The following is a 20050-nucleotide window of genomic DNA, read 5'->3' on the forward strand; positions in this document are numbered from 1 at the left end:
AACAAGATCGCTGTGTAAAACAGCTCCTACGTAGCGTAAATAGGCGTGTAGGAGGTGGTTTACCCGCCGAGGGTTTATGTGCTTCGACAAATACTCGGTGAAGAATTTATCCCTCTAACCTAAGCCCAAAGCCCGACATAAAAACAACAAGATCGCTGTGTAAAACAGCTCCTACCCTATAGCGAAGTCATGCTTGTAGGAGGCGATTCACTCGCCGAGCAGTTTATGTTTTTCCACAAATCTTCGCTGAAGAANNATTTCCTCATTTCACCAGCCAAAAATCCAACATAAAAACNCACAAGATCGCTGTGTAAAACAGCTCCTCCCTCAAGGTGAAACCAAGCAAAAAGCCGATACTGGCTTTTTGCTCTTCACATTTAACACTGTTAAATAATTGTCTTACGGGTTCTTAGGCGATTGAAGTTGACATAGACCTCTTTACCACAGTCTAGTTTAACTCTAATCCCCGAATACTTTTCTTTGATCCGAATAAGCTCTTCGTAACTGTCTTGGAAGTAGGTTTGCGTCGGGATAGATGCGTCTTTAAAGCTGATAAACGCGCCGTATGCCCCTTCTATGATGGTGTCGCGGCTAACTTCAATCCAATCAAGTGCACGGTTTACATAACGGTATACTGGATTTGCTTGACCAAGGCGTTTACTGTCGTAACTACCGTCATATTTTAACTCGGTATTCCACCAAGTTTGGTATTGAATGGTGTACTGCGCTTTAGAATATGGGAATGCAACGCGCTGTTTGGCTTCTTCACTGTTATCATTGGCATAAAACTTACCCGCAATGGCACCTAGAGTGACATAACTAAATAGTCCAAGTGGGGCATTTTGTGCAAACAGTAAAGGCGATGTGAGTGAACGCAGTAGCTCTAACTTGCCTTGTTCGGTAAGGCCAGACTCACGCACTAGCTTTGAGGTGATCTTGTGTGGCGCTGGGGCGTCGAAGTCTGGTGTAAATGGTTCGCCATCAAGGCTTGCGGCAAGCGTCCCTTTTAACCCCAGTTTTTTAAGATTAGCCAAAGAGTTTCGCGACCAGTCAGACATCAATGCTTCGCTATAATTCTGCTTGGTGTCCGTGCCCGTCACCTGCACTTTAGCAGTGGGAAAATACTGTTTAGCAAACTGCGTAAGCTCATCTTCAGAGCCTTGCCAATAACCATACATAGTACTTGGGTGCATTAACGTTTTTTCGTAGCCAGATGACTTATCACATTCGTTAACATCTGGGATCGCATTGATTTTTAGGTTCGTACCAACTAATTGCTCGGTATTTGGATCGTTAATTGCGTTTTCCCACTGGTCAAGCAGTTGCCAAGTGGCTAAATCTGTAGAACCACAAGTCTCGTTATTCCAATTGATTTCAAAGCGGTGGATTTCTTCAGGTAGCTCAAAAGTTTTGACTCTAAACTCTGTAACTATTCCATAACTTAACGCCCCGCCTCCGCGTAGCGCCCATAAGAGATCTTCATTTTCAGTTTCAGATACCTCAACTCTCGAACCATCTTGCAAAATAACAGTCGCACCAACGAGTGACTCACAGCACATCCCTTTTACTCGCGTCCACGGGCCCCAACCACCGCCTTGAATATACCCAGCTAACCCAACCGTGGCACAGGTGCCGTGCGGAATAGTTAACGGCGGAATATCCTTGTAACCAGATTCCGCAAGCTTTGGGACTAATTGATAAAAGCGATAGCCCGAGCCAATATGAGCAATATAGTCATCGCCTTCTTTTTCAATAGAGAAGTCTTTTAAACCGCTTAAATCCAGCAGCACCACATCTGTGCCGCTGCACTCTCCTTCATGATCATGGCCGCCAGAACGCACCCGAATGGGTAAGTTAAACGCTATCGCCTCTTGATAGGCGCGCATTACATCATCGGTGTTATTACACATCACAATCACCGAGGGCGAAAACTGAAATCGTGTGTTAAAGATAAGCGCTTTAGCTTGATATTCTCTAAAGCGCTCCATCGAAGTATCCCCCGTTGGCAATAAAGTAAGCAACTGCTTTGCAGAAAAGCCATGCTTGCTTTCTAACGCGAGTATAAATCCTTGTGTCGCGCGCCAGTAGCGATCGATACGCTTTTGTGCTTCTTCCAACTGATATTCAGGGATAGGTTTATTGGATTGTTTAGGCATTATTGTTTCCTTGCACTGTGCTATTTCCACATGGACAGTCGTCCACTTTTTTACCCGTAATGGCTTCGGCGAGATCTTGTATCGCCGGTGCAAGATCTTTTTTATCAATATTCACTTTAATGAGGTACGGCTTACATGGGTTTTCATGAAGCGCAGCAAATACCCCATTTAGATCCGCGACGGTATCTACATGCAAATATTCGACAAAATACGCACTCGCTAATGATTTATAGTCCCAATGATGCAAATCATCAAATGGTGCAAACGCGCCCGCAGGAGTAAACGCACAAATATCAACAAACGACTGCTCAATTGCATACACTTGGTTACTCATTACAAACACCGCAGTATTGAGTTTATTATGGCTAATGGTAGACAGTGTTTGGCACATCATCATAAACCCACCGTCGCCTGCAACCACAACACTACGTCGATTGTCAGCCAAGGCTGTGCCGAGTGAACAACCGGTTTCATGACCTAACGACCCCCAAGCCGCGTCACTAATAAAGCGACTTTCTTCAATACCAGTTAAACGAGCCGCCATATAAAGCGAAGAGCTTTCACCTAAAATAAGGTTGAAGTCACGCACCTTTTGGCATTGGGCTAACTGCTTTTGGTATGTGCAAAAGAAGTTTTCGTAGCTGATGGTATCGCAATCTCGTACGGGACTTTTCAAGTAGGGGTTTTCCGGCAACGAGCAAAGCGCATGATGCTGCATCGGGTAATGCTCAACATACACCGTTAAATCATCAATAAACTGTGCTAAATCGATACCACCAAAACGCTCGCAGTTACCAATTCTTGCTTCGCCCATATTCACGCGGATCAATTCGTTGTCTTGCGTTTTTAACATGGTCAGGTAGTCATCAGTGAATATTGCCCCCAACGCTAAAATGCAATCTCGCTTGCTAACAAAGTCAAACGTTTCAGGCCATGACGCCTCACCCGCATAGGTGCCAACAAACAGCTCCTTCCCAAGCCCTTGCGCCTCACTTAATACAGATTTGGCTAGCGTGGTCGTGGTATACGGAATATTGAGGTTACAGAGCAAGTTCTCGACTTCCCTTTGTATGCCAAGCCGCGTAATCTCAATGCCTAATAATACCAATGGCTTCTCAGCCTCTTTGAGTCGGTTGATTACTTTATCGAGTAAATTTGCCATCATCGCAGGATTAGAAGCAGGTTTCGGGATCACTAAATGGCCACCTGGTTTATCACAAGCTGCGCCCCACACGTTTTGCCATGCTTCTAGATAAATAGGCCGCTTTTCACTCATGGCAAGGCGTAACGCATTATCAATAATCTCAGGAGCAAAAGCGGGATCCGAAAGAATTTCACTGGCGACAGTGACATTTTCAAACACCTTTTTATCAGCGCTATAGTCGCCGGTAGAGTGATGAAATAACACGCCTGTTTCTTCAATATCTACACGGTTTTCAGCCGACGGACTTGCCGATATAACGACAACAGGATTACGCTCGACATAAGCGCCGGCTATCGCGTTCAGTACGCTGAACGTGCCAACGCCGTATTGCACAGACACCGCGCCAATACCTCGGTATCTTGCATATCCATCCGCCGCGTACCCAGCCCCTAGTTCGGTTACATCGCCTACAGCGTCAATACCTGGAAAGTTATCAAGAGCGGTCATAAACTCTTGCACGTAGTCACCAGGCACTTGAAATACCTTATCTAGGCCCAACTGCTTTAATCGCCACAGTAAATGGTCGGCAACCGTAAAATTAGCGGTACTCATGATTAATACCTCGATAAGCGAACTCAGTGACTTCGTCCAGCGTGTCTGAACTGGCATTTAGCTGTTGCGCTGAATGCTGACACGAGCCCCCACCGTTACGGCAATCTACTGGTAAGTAGTTATGGTGTGACTCAAGCCACTGTTCATACTGGGCTTTGTCTTTAGATAACCACTTAGGTGTTGGTAAAGCAAAAAACTCAGCCAATGTTGATTCAGCCGTATTTAACGCCCCTTCTACCCAGCCTTGTTCATAGGAGTACGCTTCGCCAACAATATAGATTTCTTCACTCGCAACAGGGTGGCGCATTCTGCACATGATCTCATCGAGACGATAATTGGCTTTCCACTCATGCCAGCCACCACCATAAGGGTCATCTCCCCACTCTTGGTAGATTGCAGAATATGGCATTGGGAGCGCTTTTTGATTATGTAACGCTTGAATTTGGCGATGTGCCGCTTCAACCATCCCAGTGGTAATTTGATACTGGTTTTTAGGTACTATCTCATTTTCGGCATAGCCTTGTGCACCATAGGCTGGCATATATCCTTGGTAATGCTCGCCCTTTTCTAAACCTTTCCAGTAAGGGATAGTGCCAATATCATTGTAAGAAGCCATTAGCAGCGAGTTGGTATTAGGCTCACCATAGGTATGCTCTACTTTACATACCCGTTCGCCTTTTTCGTTGGTCTCGTATTCAAGGCATTCTTTTTGATCGCATTCCGTGCCCATGTAATAAGTTTGACGGATTGGTAAATCAGTAACAGAGCGACCAGCAACAAGGCCCAAACTGCGCCACCAAGGTTGCTCGTAAGCCATAAACATCTTAATCGCTTTTTGGATAAGCACAGATGGAATGTTTTCTTTTAACCAAGGGTCGTCAAAGAACGGCGATTCAATCAGCTCAAGCGAGCGCCTTGGCATAGCCAAAATAAGCCGCTTCACTTTAACGCTGTACGCTGGAGCATCTTTATCAACCACTTTCCCACTGCTGTTCACTTGTGTTGGTTGAAAGGTGAGTTCATAACGATACTCGCCACAATGATGCAGCTCAATTTTTGCAAGTCGATGCAACATGTTAACGCGCTTACAGCGGTCAAGGCAGCCCGGGGCCGCTGCAAACTCTTCACATAACTTCAGCGGTAACGCCTGAAAACCCTCTTTTAGGGTCTTAAATACTGTATCATCGCTATATTCAGTGGCAGGCAACTGAGTAACCGCACTGGCATTCGCCACATTAGCATCGTAGCCCCCCGCTTCTTTCATAAAAAGGTATGCTTCGTTACTCAACACATGCTCAAGCAAGTTCCAAAAGCCAAAGCGCCAGATTTCCTTGCCAAATACTTTGACTTTCATCTGCTCTGCAAGAGACATATCGGCAAAGCCCGGACAGATGAGGTTCATGACTTTAACTTGAAGATCTTCCGGTCCATAGCCTCGCTCTGTTTCTTCAAGCTTGTATGGGATTTTGTCTGGACACTCGGCGAAATCACGATATCTAAAATATTGTCCACGCAGATAAAATAGGTTGTTTTCACTGCCCGCTTCAGGGGAGCTTTCTGCATTTGAGGGGTATAACGGCAGCTTTGAGCCCATCGGGAAGTCTTTGGTTTGGAGTTTTAGCTCATCCACCAGCGTACTCACCATCACATGATCATCAGGAATAAAGCGCATTCCACCAAGCTCAGCCACAACGTTAGGCAACCCAGGAAGTGTGCGACTATACAAACGACCACCGATACGATCACTATACTCAAATAAGCCTATGCGATGTGTATCACCAAGCTCTTGTTGAAGACGCCATGCACTATAGACACCTGATACACCGCCACCCACAATGGCAATATCTAGTTCTTTATTCATTTTAATATGCTCCTTTAAGCTATTACTTTAAAAGCATATTTAAGGGTCGTGATTTTATCTATTACATCAGGTTACAAGGGGTTACGGTGCATCTATAACTAGTACAAAACCCCCTTATATTCAAAAAGTTAAAATTAAGTTTCACAAAAACAAAAGGTTGCTGTGTAACACAGCCCCACTCAGTAGTGAAAACATGCTTGTATAAGGCGGTTCACCCGCCGAACCGTTATGAATGTTAACAAATCCAAAATCGTAAAGCTTTACCCTGTTTTGTACTCATCTTTGGCTTAATTACTCAACAGCCTTATCTCGTTTCTGGTGGGCGCGTTTGAGACATGAAAATGCTCAACTTCAACATCATTTCCAAATGCTTGTGTAAGTAAGTCTGAAAATTGCTCTGAAGTACGCTCGGGATCGAGGGTGTAAAGCGGCTTTAGCGCTTCTTTTTCTATGCCTTGTTGCTTTGCAAGTTGAAGTAGCTTACTACCCATATCAGCAAAACCATTGCCATCCATACTACCAACAACTTCGCCTTTTACTTTGAATACTGCAACTTGGGGTGCTTGATCAAACATCAGTTTACTTCGCAAAAATTCATCTCTCGCTAGTTGTTCTTGATGGTTAGCTTGCCTGCGCGTATTCATTTCATCGTGTACAAAACTTTTATACGAACGGCCATTAAAACGTTCAAAAACTTCAGCATTGGTTGGACGATTATTTTCGCCATAAACTTCAACTTTGCCGGAACTGGAGTAATGTTGCTGAACTAACGCTTTAAGCTGATTAATATCACCATTGGCTTGCTCTATCAAAGCTTCGACTCCACCTTTACCTGTAATGTGTCCTTTGTCATTTTGATAGGCCATCAATTTGCCATCGACCACTATACCAAATTGCACTTCCCGCGCTTGCCCATGATGCAAGTATTGCTGCTGGGCCACCTCTGGAGAGACTTCACTGAGTTCAAGTACTTGACTTAAATGAGTCATTTGTTCATGTGATACCCGAGTGACCTTTTCTTCATCAACCATATACATTAGGTTGGTTTTCCCCACTAGGTCCTTAGGGTTCTCTTGGCTATGCAGATTTGACTGTTCAGCTCTCCCTCTTTGGGTGTAAACGTTCATATTTATGTTATTCGTCGAATTAACGTGCATAACTCCACTCCTTGCTTTCAGATAGTAACTTTATTTATTTTTAGCCTGCCTCATACAGCAATAAATAAGCCAAGCTTTATTCAACCACATGAAAGTAGGAAAACTCATTCACATATAGCAATTACAGTTCTACTTGATATTTATTGCTTCTAACTGGAGAACTGAACTCCTCAAAAAGGGCAAATTGTTGCCACGATCAAAAGGGGTAAGTCACGTTACTCCTCATTAGATCATAGAGATAACTTGGTATCTGCTAATTGGTGGTGTAACGAGCCGAACAATTGAAATGAAAATTTCACACAAAAACTTTCAAAAAGCTCAATTTTTATGCAAACAAACGTTGACCTTACCACCGTGTCAATCTTTACAGTTACTTAACTAACTTAACCAAACCTTAAGCATGACTTCACCTTGATTAACACTACTGAACTCATGGAGTACGGAAATTAATTTCCGTTTGATGTCCTTTTATTGGAGTTAATTAGGCGCGGCAGCCAAGGATAGTAAACACATTTAACTCAACAAAAAGTAGAGACTAACGAAATGAAATTAAAAGAAAAAATGGTTGGAAAAGTAGAGCAAAAACTCCTAGATATGATCCGCATGGATGTCGCTGAACACTACCCGACTGTCTCCGCCTTTTATCTAGAAGGTGGACATTTTGATCCGCGTTATTCCGCAACCGAATTCTCGATAGATTCAATGGTAAAGGTGTTAAATGTCGCAAACAACGCGATTCTAGAGCACAAGAAAAAACTCAAAGTAGTGCTTGGCGTGTTGATAGACGATCTGGGCTTACAGTGTGGTAGTGAGTCTTGTGATATTTCTGCATCCCCAGCGATGACCACCGACAGCCAAGGGCTTGCGCCATTACCTGACGAGCTAGAAGCCGTATTAAGTGATTACAGCATTGTAAAACGCGACCGCTTAGTGCTTCAGGGTGAGCGCAATTGTAAAAACCGTGGTATCCAATCGTTACGTAAAATCATCTCGCAAGACTTAGCAAGTTTCCCGCAATTATCACTCGCAACGAGCAACGGTGTAACGAAAATTCTGTTCGAAAACAGTAAGGGAGTAGATATCGTTTTAGCTGAATCAAAAGATAAGGATATATGGACTGCAAAATGCCCGCTTATCATGGCGCAGCACTATAAAGATACATACCAAAAAGCACTGAAAATGACCCCTCAGGCAGGGGTATTCCACATTATGGACTTCTCTGAAATGGATGACTTTCACAAGGTCGTGAACGGTACTGAAGTGGCGTTAGGACTTTTCCTACAAGATGAAAGCCTTGGCGACAATATCGTTAAGATCTCCAATATCTTCTTGTCTGACTTTGACATGGAAGATTATTCCATTAACACCCAAACCAGCACCCTAGCCGAAGCTTGCGAAGCGTAACGCACGCATTTATCCGCTTCAATTTGACTGTTGCCCCAATTTTATACGGAGATTTTTTATGTCACTCATTACAGCACTAGAGAGTAAGTCCACCACGGAAGCGTCGCTACGCTTTCCTATCTATTTAGATCATAACGCCACAACACCGTGCGACGAAGCAGTGTTACAAGCCATGTTACCTTACTTTTGTAACGACTTTGGTAATGCTGCGAGCATGTATGGTTTACATGGCTGGAACGCCCATAAAGCGGTCGAACAAGCGCGTGAAAAAATTGCAGATGCCCTTGGCGCACAACCCGAAAATTTTATCTTTACTTCTGGCGCGACTGAAAGCAACAACTTAGGGATCCGCGGCGTGTTTCGTGCTTGTAATCACAAAGGCAAGCACATTATTACTTCGTCGATTGAGCACCCAGCAACGCTTGCAACACTTAGAGATCTAGAACAGGAAGGCGCTCGCGTTTCTTATCTTGAGCCGCTACCAGATGGCAGCTTTGATATTGACGCAATGAAGGCCGCAATCACGCCTGAAACGATTTTAATCACCGTGATGTACGCAAATAACGAAATTGGCACCATTAATCCAATCGACGACATTGCCTTTATTGCCAAGCAACATGACATTCTATTTATGTCTGACGCTACACAAGCGCTAGGCAAGGTCGATATCAATCTGACCACTTGCCCTATTGATATTTTAACTTGTTCGGCACACAAAATTTATGGCCCTAAAGGGGTTGGCGGCCTGTATTTAAGACATCAGCATGGCAATAGAGTGGTTGATATTAGACCGCAGATCACCGGTGGTGGAAGCGAGCAAGGGCTACGCGGTGGCACATTAAATGTGCCTGGCATTGTTGGTTTTGCCAAGGCTGTGGAACTTGCACAGCGAGAACTGAGCAATGGCGCAGTTGATAAAGTTGAGCAGCTAAGAGACACGCTAGAAGATGGTTTATTGGAGCTACAACAGGTGCAAGTCAATGGCATGAGCGAAGAAAGACTCCCCCATGTTTGTAACGTCTCTTTTCATGACACCGACGGTAAAAAAATGTTGAGCTTATTAAAGAAAAGCATTTCAGTCAGTACCGGCTCAGCTTGTTCGTCAAGCAACCTATCGCCAAGCCACGTATTAACCGCACTTGGGCTATCGGATGAACTGGCACAGGCAACCATCCGCTTTAGCTTAGGCAGGCATACTACAGAAGCCGAAATTGACTTCGCACTCAACAAGGTTAGAGAAATCGCAGCGCTAACTTTGCGTGTTTAAATAAAACTAAATTATTCCAGAACAAATACTTAAGGAGAAAAATGTAACAATGGAAAACTTATCGAATTTAGCCAATGCACTTGATTACTCGGACATTATTCACCTTGAGTTTTACGTGCAGGAGCAGCTTGCAAAGGGGAAGGTAATTTGTGATTTGATCATTGGAGATTTTGACACGCAACAATTTCCGATGCCCGACTACCTTACCGCACAGATCCAGCAAGCCTACGAGAACAAGCATAACGATTATCCCCCGCTTGAGGGGGTGTTATCACTTCGCGATGAGGTAGCAAAACAAACTAAAAAGCGCTTTAACGTCAGCTACAATCCAGATACGGAGATGTTGATCTCTGGCGGTGCAAGGCCTTTGCTGTATTCTGCAATGCTCGCTACAGTGAGTGCAGAAGACAAGGTGATCTACCCTGTTCCTTCTTGGAATAATATGTTTTACACCACCATGTGTGGTGGCGAGCACGTGCCAATTGAAACCAGCGAAGCAAATCAGTTTTTACCTACCGCGGAACAACTTCAAGCGCATATATCTGACGCGCGCCTTATCACCTTATGCTCACCGCAAAACCCGAACGGCTCCATGTTTTCAAAGCAACAGCTCAGTGAAATCTGCAACATGGTTGTCGCAGAAAACGCGCGCCGCAGAGCGATAAACGCCAAACCGCTCTATGTTATCTACGACCAAGTGTACTGGATGCTGACAATGCAAGAGGTTGAGCATTATCACCCGGCGTCGCTTTGCCCAGATATCAAGCCTTACTTAATTGTGGTTGATGCTGGCACCAAAGCTTTTGCCGCAACAGGCATTCGAGTTGGGTGGGCGACAGGCCCACACGAAGTGATAGCAAAAATGCAGGTGTTCCAAGAACATATAGGTGCAATGGCCCCGACGGCAGAGCAACTTGCCACCGCAGTGTTATTTCAAAATGAAGCCTATCTACAAAGTTATTTAGCCGGCTTTAAAGAAAAAATACTAGCCTCAATGGCGGTACTACATCAGGGTGTTCAGGATATGAAAGGCGCAGGCATGGCAATCGATTCATTTATACCAAACGCCGGTATTTATATGACCTTGAAGATCGACGCCATCAATATGGAAACGCCCGACGGAAACGTACTCGAAAATGCAGATCAAGTCAGTCGGTATTTAATTGATAGCGCAGGATTAGCACTGGTGCCATTCGCCAGTTTCGGCTGTCGCTCTAAAGCGTCACAGCTTTGGTATCGCGCTGCCGTTTGTACTATTTCACAGAGCGAAATTGAAGCGGCGCTGCCAAGATTACAAAGTGCACTGCTCGCACTTACCGAGTCAAAACTATTACTTGAGGCTTAGCGCTATTCTGCACAACAAAAAAGCCAGTCTTCATCATTGAAGACTGGCTTTTTAACGTTTGGCTATTCTAACCTTCTGCTACTTTAGGCTATTTTGGCAAAGCCCATCTAAAATTGGACAGTTTGCATTTTCGTCACCACTACAGTTATCCGAGAGCTGTTTCAAGGTTTCACGCATTTGCTGAAGTTCATTAATTTTATGCTCAATCTCATTCAAATGACGCTGCGCTATCGATTTGACTTCACGGCTAGTACGGTCTGGGTTTTGTAACAAATCGAGTAAAGATTGGATCTGCGCAATAGGAAACCCCAGTTTCCGTGCTTGCTTTATCACACCTAGTAATTGTAATTGTTGCGAGTCGTACAGCCGGTAACCCGCTTCACTTCTTTTGCTGCACTTTAGTAGCCCGCTTGCTTCATAATGACGGATCATTTTTGCAGAGAGCCCAGTACGCTGCGCGGCTTCGCCGATTGTGATCAGTTTTTCCATGACGTTTACTCCTTTGGTTGCCAACGTTGTAGTAATAACGCATTACTGATAACTAATAAACTACTGGCTGCCATTGCCGCACCTGCAAAAATAGGGTTTAGGTAACCCAGTGCTGCCAATGGAATACCAATGACATTAAAAATAAATGCCCAAAATAGATTTTGCTTGATTTTGCGATAGGTTAATTTTGCCATCGCTAAAGCAGAAGCCACTAAGCTTGGCTCGCCCCGCATCAGCGTCATTGCCGACGCGCTTACCGCCACTTCCGTACCGGTAGCCATTGCAATACCAAGATCAGCCTGTGCCAGCGCTGGGGCGTCATTGATCCCGTCGCCGACCATTGCCACACAGTAACCTTGCTGTTGGGCATTAGCAATATACTCAGCTTTGTGCTCTGGCAGAACTTGCGCTTTATAATCGTCCAGTTCTAGCAACTTAGCATTGTACTGTGCACTACTTTGGCTGTCTCCGGTCAACATTGCAACTTTGATCCCTTGCTGCTTAAGCTGTTTGACCGCGGTAAAGGCATGAGCTTTAAGCTCGTCAGTAAAGTAAAATAGCGCCAAAAACTCGCAGCTCAGTTCACTATTTTGGCTCACTAACCAAGATAAAGAAGCGCCGGGTATTTCTTCTGGTAGCGCAGGCAAAGTTAAGCCTAACTCTTGCATCCAAAAACCGCTCCCCAAATAGACTGTTTTATCTTGGTATTGTGCTTTAACGCCTCTACCCGCTACCACTTTAAAGTCGCTTACAGGAAGTAATGACAATTGCTTTTCTTGTGCTTTGTTTACCACAGCCTTGGCAAGCGGGTGTTCGCTGTATTGCTGTAACGATGCAGCCAGCTGTAACACTTCGTCTTGATGATACGTAAAAGTGTGCATATTGCTAAGCTCAGGTTTGCCCACCGTAAGCGTGCCCGTTTTATCAAAAATCACCATATCGATGGCAGTTGCTTGCTCCAATGCACCAGCATCCTTTACTAAGATCCCATAGCGCGCGGCAGTGCCAGTACCTGCCATAATCGCGGCTGGTGTTGCTAAACCAAGCGCACACGGGCAAGCAATAACAAGAACAGCCACCGCATTCAGAATACCCGTTGGCCAATCTCCTGTGCTGAACCCCCATGCAAAAAATGTAATGAGCGCAATCACCAATACCGCTGGTACAAATACCGCACTCACTTTATCCACCAACGCTTGCACTGGTGCTTTCGCGCCTTGTGCTTGTTCTACCAAACGAATAATTTTTGCCAAAGTCGATTCCGCGCCAACACTGGTTGCATCCACTTCAAGCACGCCATCAAGATTCACCGAACCACCAGTAACTTTATCTGTTTGTGCTTTATAAACAGGCACGCTTTCACCGCTGATAAGCGCTTCATCTACCTGTGAGAGGCCTTCAACCACAACGCCGTCAACCGGTATACGCTCACCAGGTTTGATCAATAGTCGTTCGCCGCTTTTTACTGCCGCAGCTGGGACTTCTTGCCAACGGTTATCACGCCAGACCATAGCCGATGTTGGCCTTAAGCTTTCAAGCGCTTTAAGGGCGCTGGTTGTACGCCGCTTGGCTCGGTGTTCAAGATACTTACCTAACAGCACCAAACTCAACACGGCACTGCTGCTTTCGAAGTATAAATGCGGAGCGCCATGCTCACCGCTGAATGTCCACCACAAATACAGCGACAGGCCATACGCTGCACTGGTGCCGATGGCCACCAGCAAATCCATATTTCCCGTCCCCGCTTTTATTGCTCCCCATCCGGCACGATAAAAACGCGCACCAAAATAAAACTGAACAGGTGTTGCCAGTGCCCATTGCATCCATGCCGGGAGCATCCAGTTTTGGTTAAACAGCATGGCAAACATGGGTAACACCATAGGTAGAGTGAGCGTCAGTGACGCCACTGCTGGGAACCAATCAGCGCGATAAAAGGGAGTTGCTGCCACTTGTTCGTTTAAATCATCAGGGGCTGCTTGTGGCTGTACCACGGTGTAACCGGCGTCGTTAAGCTTGGCTTCTATTTCAGCGAACGGTAACTCTGCCACTAAAGTTAAGGTTAGCTTTTCAGTTGCTAAATTGACCTCGGCTTTAATTACCTGAGGTAATGCTTGCGCCGCCTTTTCCACTCGGCTCACACAAGACGCGCAAGTCATGCCTTTAACTTGATATTGCACTTCACTGGTATTGACCTTATAGCCAGCATCTTTAACCGCACTCACCAACGCCGACACTTCCGCACTGCCTTCAACAGACACCGCTTCCAAGGCTAAGTTAACACTGGCACTGACAACGCCAGACACTTTCTCTAAGGCTTTCTCAACTCGGCCAACGCACGAGGCGCATGTCATGCCCGATACATTAAATTTTATTACCTTGTCCATTTCTATCTCCGCAAACGCGTTAACTCTCATTTTTGGACACTAACCCTTACCCTCATGGTAAGGTCAAACAAAATTGTTCATTCATCTAACAGAAGCTTATTGTTAAATATTAGTTGACCTTACCATCAAGGGAAGCTTCACAGTGCAAGCACTTTAATCCACAAAGGAAATAATGATGTTAAGACTAAGAGTAGAAAAAATGGTCTGTGGTCACTGTGTAAAAGCAATCACAGAAGCAATGCAAGCGGCTGATAGCCAAGCGCAAGTGAATGTCCGCCTAGACGATAAAATCGTTGAAATTTCAAGCACCAAGGGAGAAGACGAGGTTATCGCTATTATTGCCGACGCAGGCTATAGCGCAGAACTCATCAACGAAAGCTTTGCCTAACTCCCAGAACTTATCAATCCAAGTCGACCCAAACCACTTTGCATTAGTAAGGTGGTTTATCCACTCACTTCCACCTTCATTGCCACTCTCACTTATTTTATACAGCTCACGTTAATAAACACTCACAATAATTCACACTTTGACAAAGCGCAGACAATGCGGAACAATTACGCCGTTTGTATTAGATAAAACCAATACAACTGCGACTAAAGGAATAATTTAAGGACAACACAATGAGCTTTATCGGCGCCGGTGCAGGCAACGAAGCCCAGAGCGTGCAATACAATGTCGACGCGCAAACTGCCAAATTACGAACCTCAGGTTCTGCTTCTTGGCGGCACAACAATCCAGCCCTACTGCCATTAAATATTAGTGCAAAGCGAAATCAAGCGCTGGGACAGGCCTATCGTATTGCAATATTCCCCGACCGTGCTGCGGGAGAGCAAGCCTTTTTAGAAGAAATCGAAAGAGCCAAATACGGCGATTTTACCTTAGGCCAAATGGTCAATGCGTTTATTCCTGACTACATCATCGACCCGCCACAATGGGATGAACAAAACCAAACGGCTGTTCTTCCGCATATTGAGCCAATAACGGGAATGGATGTTAATCTGCCAATTAGCGACCCACAAGCATTCTTAGACTTGGTAACCCTTAAGCTGGGTTGGCAAGTAGGAACTGAGAGTGATGTTGCCAGAGACTTTGAAGCCGAAGCCAGACAAGCAGCTATCGTTTCAAATACCAATGTTCTCATTAACGGTAGAACCGCTGTGCATAGTGGCAGCGGCGGTGTGTTAAGCACAGTAGACGTATGTTTGACTAAGATAGGCAAAGTGGTTGTGCCTATTCCTTATGGCAACATCGCCCGCTCATCAGACGCCGCAAGCGTTGCCAGCTCAGTAAAAATTCAAGGTAACGGTGCAGCCAATATCAAGTCTAACTTTTCAAAAAGTACGGGAGACCAGCCCGGTAATAAAAAAGGTATCGCTAGTCGAACATTGGGTAAAAAAGCGGAGTTTCTGCAAGGCAGCTTTGATGTTTACATCGAGGGAAAACCGGCGGTTAGGCAGGGAGATTTAATGGTATCTAATAATAAAAATACGCCCCCCGCACCATTGAACCAACCCGGTGGTGCCACTCCTGCAGGCCTTGATGTAGTGCTTGGCGCAGAGCCACTAAGCCAAGATGGTACGAATAAGATCAATATAAAAGTGTCGGGCAGTAGTAAACCTAGCGATGAAGAGGTGAAGATAGGATGAGCCACACTTTACCAACCAAAACCAATGCTAACGGTAATTTTAGAGAACTTGTTTTTGAGGGCTATGCAAGCGACAAAGAAGTGGTCTCTTTGATGCTCAAAGACACCTCGGTTGATGGCACAAAAGAAGGCTATTATAAGGTCCCTCTTTACACTTCAAACACGGTAGATCAACAAAGCAGCGATGCCGACATTGAGCTGGTGCACATTTATCCATTTTTATACGACACGCCAGAACAACAACTACAATCGGCCTCTCCGGTAACCAGCGGATTTATCTATATTTATGTCGATGGCTATTTATGGCGTGAACTACAAGTTATCGAACCTGAAGACTTTGATGCTCCGGCGCTATTCTCGGATGTGAATTTGTATTGGCAAAAAGGCTTTTTAAGTTGGAAAAAATCGGCCAATAAGCCAAACACTCGACCGCAAGGCACGCGTGCAGCAACCTGTAAGCCAACCAGCAGCATTCTCATCCCGCATAAACTAAATGGTAACGAAGTAAGCGTAGAAATCGCGTGGTCTGAAGTACAGTGGTCATGGGAGCAGATCTTGTTGTTTGGCGGGTTTAATGAACAGGATCCGCGCTTAAATACCGGCACGCCACTCGCTGACGAAGAAAGACATTGCCCTGCCCCAGGAGATGCAGCAGCGCTCAGAGCACAGCGCATGACTAAGCTGGATAACTTAGGGCAATTTGCCACAGGCTATAACGACCAAGGCAAAGTAGTTAACACCCCCACACTTCATCAAAAACTGCACCTTCCAGAGCGCGATAAAATCGCCCAAGTGCCGATTTTTGACGGGATCCATGTGGCTCGAATGTATGTGGTGAAAATTCAAAATTTGGTGGTTGAAATTGAAGCGCTTATGAACCACCTCTCTGGTGTAAACAGCGACAACGGTGAAATCGACTATCAGCAACGTAATAAATACGAGCTTGCAGTTTACATGCTGCAAACTTTCTATCTGCAAACGGACGCCGTTTTAGATAAAGACATAGAAATACAGTCATCTGGTGAAAAACTAGTCGAATCGGATGAAGACGCCATCGACTTTGCCAACAAACTTAAAGAATGGCGAACAGAATGCTTAGATGAAGAGGCCTTTTTTGAGTTTTTGCAGGAAAAAACATTTCGAGATCTTGCAGAAAATATAGCGGAACTTACTGATGAACTCATTAACTTTCTCGATCAAGAATCGTTAGCCGCTGGATTTACCGAGTGCTTTAAGGATTATGCGCATCAAACTGACTTAAGGTTTTTTGAAGCCTATGACTTACTCACCGATTTATTTTTGGTTTTGAAGCCCCATCCGGCAGCACAAATAGCCCAAATTAATAGAGACAAAGAGTTTTGGCACACGCTAAGTAGCGGCCACCGAGGACAAGACTTTATTCTGCAATGTCTAGATCAACACCCAAGTAAACCAGGAAAAGAAATTGCGCAGTTTTTATTTCCAAAACCTACGGGAAATAAGCTAAGTGAATACGAAAAGCGTGACTTTAACCGCTTTGAGCTTAAGCTTGCGAGTGCAAAAATCGAAAAGATCCATAAACAAGAGGAATTAATAGATTGGAATGAAGGAGAACAATTAGGCAGGCGGCTTTCTCAGGTGATTTTTGGTTTAGCCGTTAGCGTATTTGAGATCCCCGATATCGCCCATAAACTTTCGAGTCACGAAGGGACGTTAGGCCAACAAAAATCCGCGACTCAAGCAGCCACAAACGCGACTCAACAGCAGTATGAACAAACTCAAAAGGCACTGAAAGAGGCTGAGCTTGCAAGAGATCAGGCGCTTGATGAGCTGACAAAAAAAGAAGCTGAGTATGAACAACGAAAGTCTGAACTATCGCGTTTGACTCCTGAAGAGCATCAGCTCCAAGCTGCAGAATTAGACGCAAAGATACAAGTTGAAAGAGCACGATTACAACGCCTTGAGACCAAGTTTTCAGCAGCAAAAGCGTCGGTTACACGAGCTCAAAAACAAGTTTCTACGTTCGTAAAGGTCAATAATGCCTGGCACAAATACCCTTTTGCAAAATTGATTGATGCAAAAGCGGATGTATTACAGCCACTGATGCGATTGGTAGATATCTCAACACCTGGGCACCTTGTTGAAGTCGAAATGAGGGTCTCCGATTATATAAATGGTAACTTTCCTAAAGGTTACATGCCGCTTGATCCCAAATCTCGCCAGCTTTCTGCCGAGAAGCAAGTGAAAGAATTAAATCAGGTGATACGAGCGAACAGAAAGCGAAACGTCAATATAAAATACGGAGGCGCCAGCCATAAGGTGTCTCTGGAAGATGTTTTGAACTTGAATAAACGTCTTGAACTCCTAACCCAATCGTTAGACAGAGCGCAAACAACCACCTTTATTGAAAGTAAAGAGAAAATCATTGCCTATTTGGTTAAAGCAACCGGCGCTGATTTGTCTGCTGAAGCCTCAGCAACAAGGGCAAAACAAATTTATGACGACACGGTACAAAATGCAAAACACTATTCAACCGAGTTAGAAAACCAACACACCACTATCAAAAATCTCGCAGAGCGCACAGCAAACCTAGAGAAATGGCAAAATAAAGTCGTTACCGAGGCCGCATCCAGCCAATCGCTAAAAAGAGGAATGGTGGGTATATTAGGCGCTTTGTATATCTTTGAAATTGCAAATGTGAGGCAGGTAATAATAAATATAGAACCAAGTATTAGGGCCTCTTTTGATACACTAGGAGTAGTGTCTGATCTTGCTGCAATTCACTTAACAGTGCAGTCCGCAGTGACACAAATGCGATCAGGTTTGCCAAGTCCACGACAATATGCCGCCTTTGAACACCATAGGCGTGTTTTTGGAAGTCATAGTGCACAACAAAAATATGGGCCAACCTTTTCAAGCAAAGCATCATTAATGAAGTGGACGAGTAGGTTAAATTTATTCGCCTCAGCATATAGTGCGACCATATCTGCTTTTGATGCTTACTATGCCTTTAAACGTGGCGATGCATGGGCAACCACAGGAAACTTGCTTGTATCAGCAGGTTTTGCGGGGATGGCCATTGATAGCCTGCCTATGGTGTTGGCCAAATATTCTCGTGCCGCAGTTATGTTACAATTTGGCAGAGTGAGCATCTATGGTCTGATAGCGGTGCTTATAGGCTACGGTATTCTCTATTTAATCCATAAAGATCCGCTCAAAAACTGGTTAACCGTCTGCCCTTGGGGTAAAAATGCCTTTGAAGGTGGTGAAAAAAAGCTACTAGCAGACAACCCAACCTATTCTTGGCAAACTCACCCAGAGTACGCTCTGCATGCACTTTACGACGCGCTATTTGCCCCATCTATTATGGCTGAATCTCAAGTGATGCAGCTCAACACCTTTTCACGTGTTGCTGATAAAATATCAAAACGTGGTAAATTTCATATCGTAAACTTTAATATGCAGGTTCCAGGGCATATTCCTGCATCTCAACTGAGTTATTTAGACCTAGAGTTTGATATTAAGCCCGTTGCCTCTAATAAACCATGGCAATCATTGCTAAGTACAGCGGCAAAGGGACAAGCCTCCACCGCAATCGACCACTTCTGGGAACATGTCAAAATTAACGTTAGCCCTCAGTTTACCGGGTTTCAGCTGCAATTCGACGAAACCGCGCTGTACCCTTATTTTGACAAGCTAAACTGCACAAAGTTAGAGCTGCGCATGCGCTGTACAAAATACCCCCTTGGTAAGGGGCAAACCATTAGCCCAAACTCGAGTCAAGAGTTTAGGCTACCAGCTCCAGAGCGCGATCAAGATGGCAATATTTCAGAAGCACGGCTTTGGAGTGAACAAACCGTAGAGGTAGAGATCGATGACTATGGTTTAAGTGCAGCAGGGTTGCTACAGAGGCTATTAAACTAGAAGGTCAAATAATGAGAGAAAATCTAAAAACGTTTACAGCCCTAACTGCTATTTTACTCAAAAAAGCAGTAAGTAAAGTGATGGAAACCGAGGTAGCGCCCAAAGCACCTAAAGAGCTAAAAGAGCATACAGAAGACAATTTACCACCCTTTGATTTTGGTCGGCCGGTGGAAGAAACTCCGCTACTACCAATAGCAGACTCAGTACCAAGACGTAAAAAAGTAAAAGGGGGGTTTAAGCGAGTACCAGTTCAGCTAAACAGTCGATTCTTGCTTACGCAAAATAACCTAATGGCCTCCAGCAGATATATAAAATTGATGAGTGTTGACCTTGATCGTATCGATAAGCTTTCAAATGCAGCTTTTGCGTATATTGCTTTAGCAGGGGCAATGATTGCGGCGTGTTTTTATTTGGCTACACACGATCAATTTTTTGTTTGGAAGATAGCCGTTTTGCTTACGGTCGCCATACCTATTTTTATCCATGTTGGCTACGTAAAACGCACTTCAGCTGAAGTACTCCGTGTTGATTTCTTTCGCCATAGTGGCCTTATTACCTTTCCCATTGGTAACAATGTTAGCACCTTTTCGTTAGCGTTAGATGAGGTTGAATTGTACATCGGTAAAGTTTCCGCAGGTCGAGGGGTGCAGTTTAATATGGCCTATTTGGTGCCAAAGCGCTA

13 protein-coding genes are annotated in these 20050 nt (G+C 44.7%); 7 read left to right on the top strand and 6 right to left on the bottom strand.

Annotated features, from left to right (window positions below; all coding sequences use genetic code 11):
• Positions 1-386 precede the first annotated feature (386 nt).
• The 4 genes from CKO50_RS12085 to CKO50_RS12100 all read right to left on the bottom strand — a co-directional run bounded on the left by CKO50_RS12085 (position 387) and on the right by CKO50_RS12100 (position 6930).
• Positions 387-2156, bottom strand: a complete 1770-nt coding sequence (locus tag CKO50_RS12085; protein ID WP_095728353.1) for an FAD-dependent oxidoreductase — start codon at positions 2154-2156, stop codon at positions 387-389.
• Positions 2149-3912: a thiamine pyrophosphate-binding protein gene (locus CKO50_RS12090; protein WP_095728354.1), complete on the bottom strand. Its 1764-nt coding sequence runs from the start codon at positions 3910-3912 to the stop codon at positions 2149-2151. Before CKO50_RS12090 ends, CKO50_RS12085 begins: the two co-directional genes overlap by 8 nt.
• A complete protein-coding gene (locus tag CKO50_RS12095) occupies positions 3899-5773 on the bottom strand; it encodes an FAD-dependent oxidoreductase (protein ID WP_095728355.1) in 1875 nt (624 codons plus the stop codon). Before CKO50_RS12095 ends, CKO50_RS12090 begins: the two co-directional genes overlap by 14 nt.
• A 287-nt stretch (positions 5774-6060) precedes the next feature.
• Entirely contained in the window at positions 6061-6930 is an 870-nt protein-coding gene (locus CKO50_RS12100) for a hypothetical protein (protein ID WP_095728356.1), read from the bottom strand.
• A gap of 543 nt (positions 6931-7473) precedes the next feature.
• On the opposite strand from CKO50_RS12100, the gene CKO50_RS12105 reads away from it, so the two are divergent.
• Genes CKO50_RS12105 through CKO50_RS12115 form a run of 3 tightly spaced genes read left to right on the top strand, consistent with a single transcriptional unit; the run spans position 7474 to position 10946 of the window.
• The gene (locus CKO50_RS12105; RefSeq protein ID WP_095728357.1) at positions 7474-8334 is read left to right on the top strand and encodes a hypothetical protein; all 861 of its coding nucleotides are present in this window, start codon (positions 7474-7476) and stop codon (positions 8332-8334) included.
• Between the two features lie 58 nt (positions 8335-8392).
• Positions 8393-9601 carry a cysteine desulfurase family protein gene (locus tag CKO50_RS12110; protein ID WP_095728358.1) on the top strand — a complete coding sequence of 403 codons (1209 nt, stop codon included), beginning with the start codon at positions 8393-8395 and terminating at the stop codon, positions 9599-9601.
• Positions 9602-9650: 49 nt separating this feature from the next.
• A complete protein-coding gene (locus CKO50_RS12115; protein ID WP_095728359.1) occupies positions 9651-10946 on the top strand; it encodes a pyridoxal phosphate-dependent aminotransferase in 1296 nt (431 codons plus the stop codon).
• 78 nt (positions 10947-11024) lie between these two features.
• Here the strand turns inward: CKO50_RS12115 and cueR are convergent, their stop codons facing one another.
• Positions 11025-11435: a Cu(I)-responsive transcriptional regulator gene (cueR, locus tag CKO50_RS12120; RefSeq protein WP_095728360.1), complete on the bottom strand. Its 411-nt coding sequence runs from the start codon at positions 11433-11435 to the stop codon at positions 11025-11027.
• Between the two features lie 5 nt (positions 11436-11440).
• Complete coding sequence (locus CKO50_RS12125) at positions 11441-13819, bottom strand: heavy metal translocating P-type ATPase (RefSeq protein WP_095728366.1); 2379 nt, start codon at positions 13817-13819, stop codon at positions 11441-11443.
• 172 nt (positions 13820-13991) lie between these two features.
• Here CKO50_RS12125 and CKO50_RS12130 point away from each other — a divergent pair, with 172 nt between their 5' ends.
• The 4 genes from CKO50_RS12130 to CKO50_RS12145 form a co-directional block, all read left to right on the top strand.
• Positions 13992-14207 (top strand): heavy-metal-associated domain-containing protein, encoded by a 216-nt coding sequence (locus CKO50_RS12130; protein ID WP_255229669.1) that lies wholly within the window; start codon positions 13992-13994, stop codon positions 14205-14207.
• Positions 14208-14440: 233 nt separating this feature from the next.
• Positions 14441-15466, top strand: coding sequence for a DUF4150 domain-containing protein (locus CKO50_RS12135; protein ID WP_095728362.1), 1026 nt, complete (start codon positions 14441-14443; stop codon positions 15464-15466).
• Positions 15463-19368, top strand: a complete 3906-nt coding sequence (locus CKO50_RS12140) for a hypothetical protein (protein ID WP_095728363.1) — start codon at positions 15463-15465, stop codon at positions 19366-19368. Before CKO50_RS12135 ends, CKO50_RS12140 begins: the two co-directional genes overlap by 4 nt.
• A gap of 11 nt (positions 19369-19379) precedes the next feature.
• A partial coding sequence (locus CKO50_RS12145; RefSeq protein ID WP_095728364.1) for a hypothetical protein occupies positions 19380-20050 on the top strand: 671 nt, incomplete at its 3' end.

This window comes from Pseudoalteromonas sp. HM-SA03 (genome assembly GCF_002289345.1).
Classification (GTDB): Bacteria; Pseudomonadota; Gammaproteobacteria; order Enterobacterales; family Alteromonadaceae; genus Pseudoalteromonas.

Excerpts from the sequence above, each read along its gene's own strand:
- CKO50_RS12085 (WP_095728353.1), bottom strand. The coding sequence starts at position 2,156 with ATGCCTAAACAATCCAATAAACCTATCCCTGAATATCAGTTGGAAGAA.
- CKO50_RS12115 (WP_095728359.1), top strand. The coding sequence starts at position 9,651 with ATGGAAAACTTATCGAATTTAGCCAATGCACTTGATTACTCGGACATT.
- CKO50_RS12090 (WP_095728354.1), bottom strand. The coding sequence starts at position 3,912 with ATGAGTACCGCTAATTTTACGGTTGCCGACCATTTACTGTGGCGATTA.
- CKO50_RS12130 (WP_255229669.1), top strand. The coding sequence starts at position 13,992 with ATGATGTTAAGACTAAGAGTAGAAAAAATGGTCTGTGGTCACTGTGTA.
- cueR (WP_095728360.1), bottom strand. The coding sequence starts at position 11,435 with ATGGAAAAACTGATCACAATCGGCGAAGCCGCGCAGCGTACTGGGCTC.
- CKO50_RS12095 (WP_095728355.1), bottom strand. The coding sequence starts at position 5,773 with ATGAATAAAGAACTAGATATTGCCATTGTGGGTGGCGGTGTATCAGGT.
- CKO50_RS12105 (WP_095728357.1), top strand. The coding sequence starts at position 7,474 with ATGAAATTAAAAGAAAAAATGGTTGGAAAAGTAGAGCAAAAACTCCTA.
- CKO50_RS12110 (WP_095728358.1), top strand. The coding sequence starts at position 8,393 with ATGTCACTCATTACAGCACTAGAGAGTAAGTCCACCACGGAAGCGTCG.
- CKO50_RS12100 (WP_095728356.1), bottom strand. The coding sequence starts at position 6,930 with ATGCACGTTAATTCGACGAATAACATAAATATGAACGTTTACACCCAA.
- CKO50_RS12140 (WP_095728363.1), top strand. The coding sequence starts at position 15,463 with ATGAGCCACACTTTACCAACCAAAACCAATGCTAACGGTAATTTTAGA.
- CKO50_RS12135 (WP_095728362.1), top strand. The coding sequence starts at position 14,441 with ATGAGCTTTATCGGCGCCGGTGCAGGCAACGAAGCCCAGAGCGTGCAA.
- CKO50_RS12125 (WP_095728366.1), bottom strand. The coding sequence starts at position 13,819 with ATGGACAAGGTAATAAAATTTAATGTATCGGGCATGACATGCGCCTCG.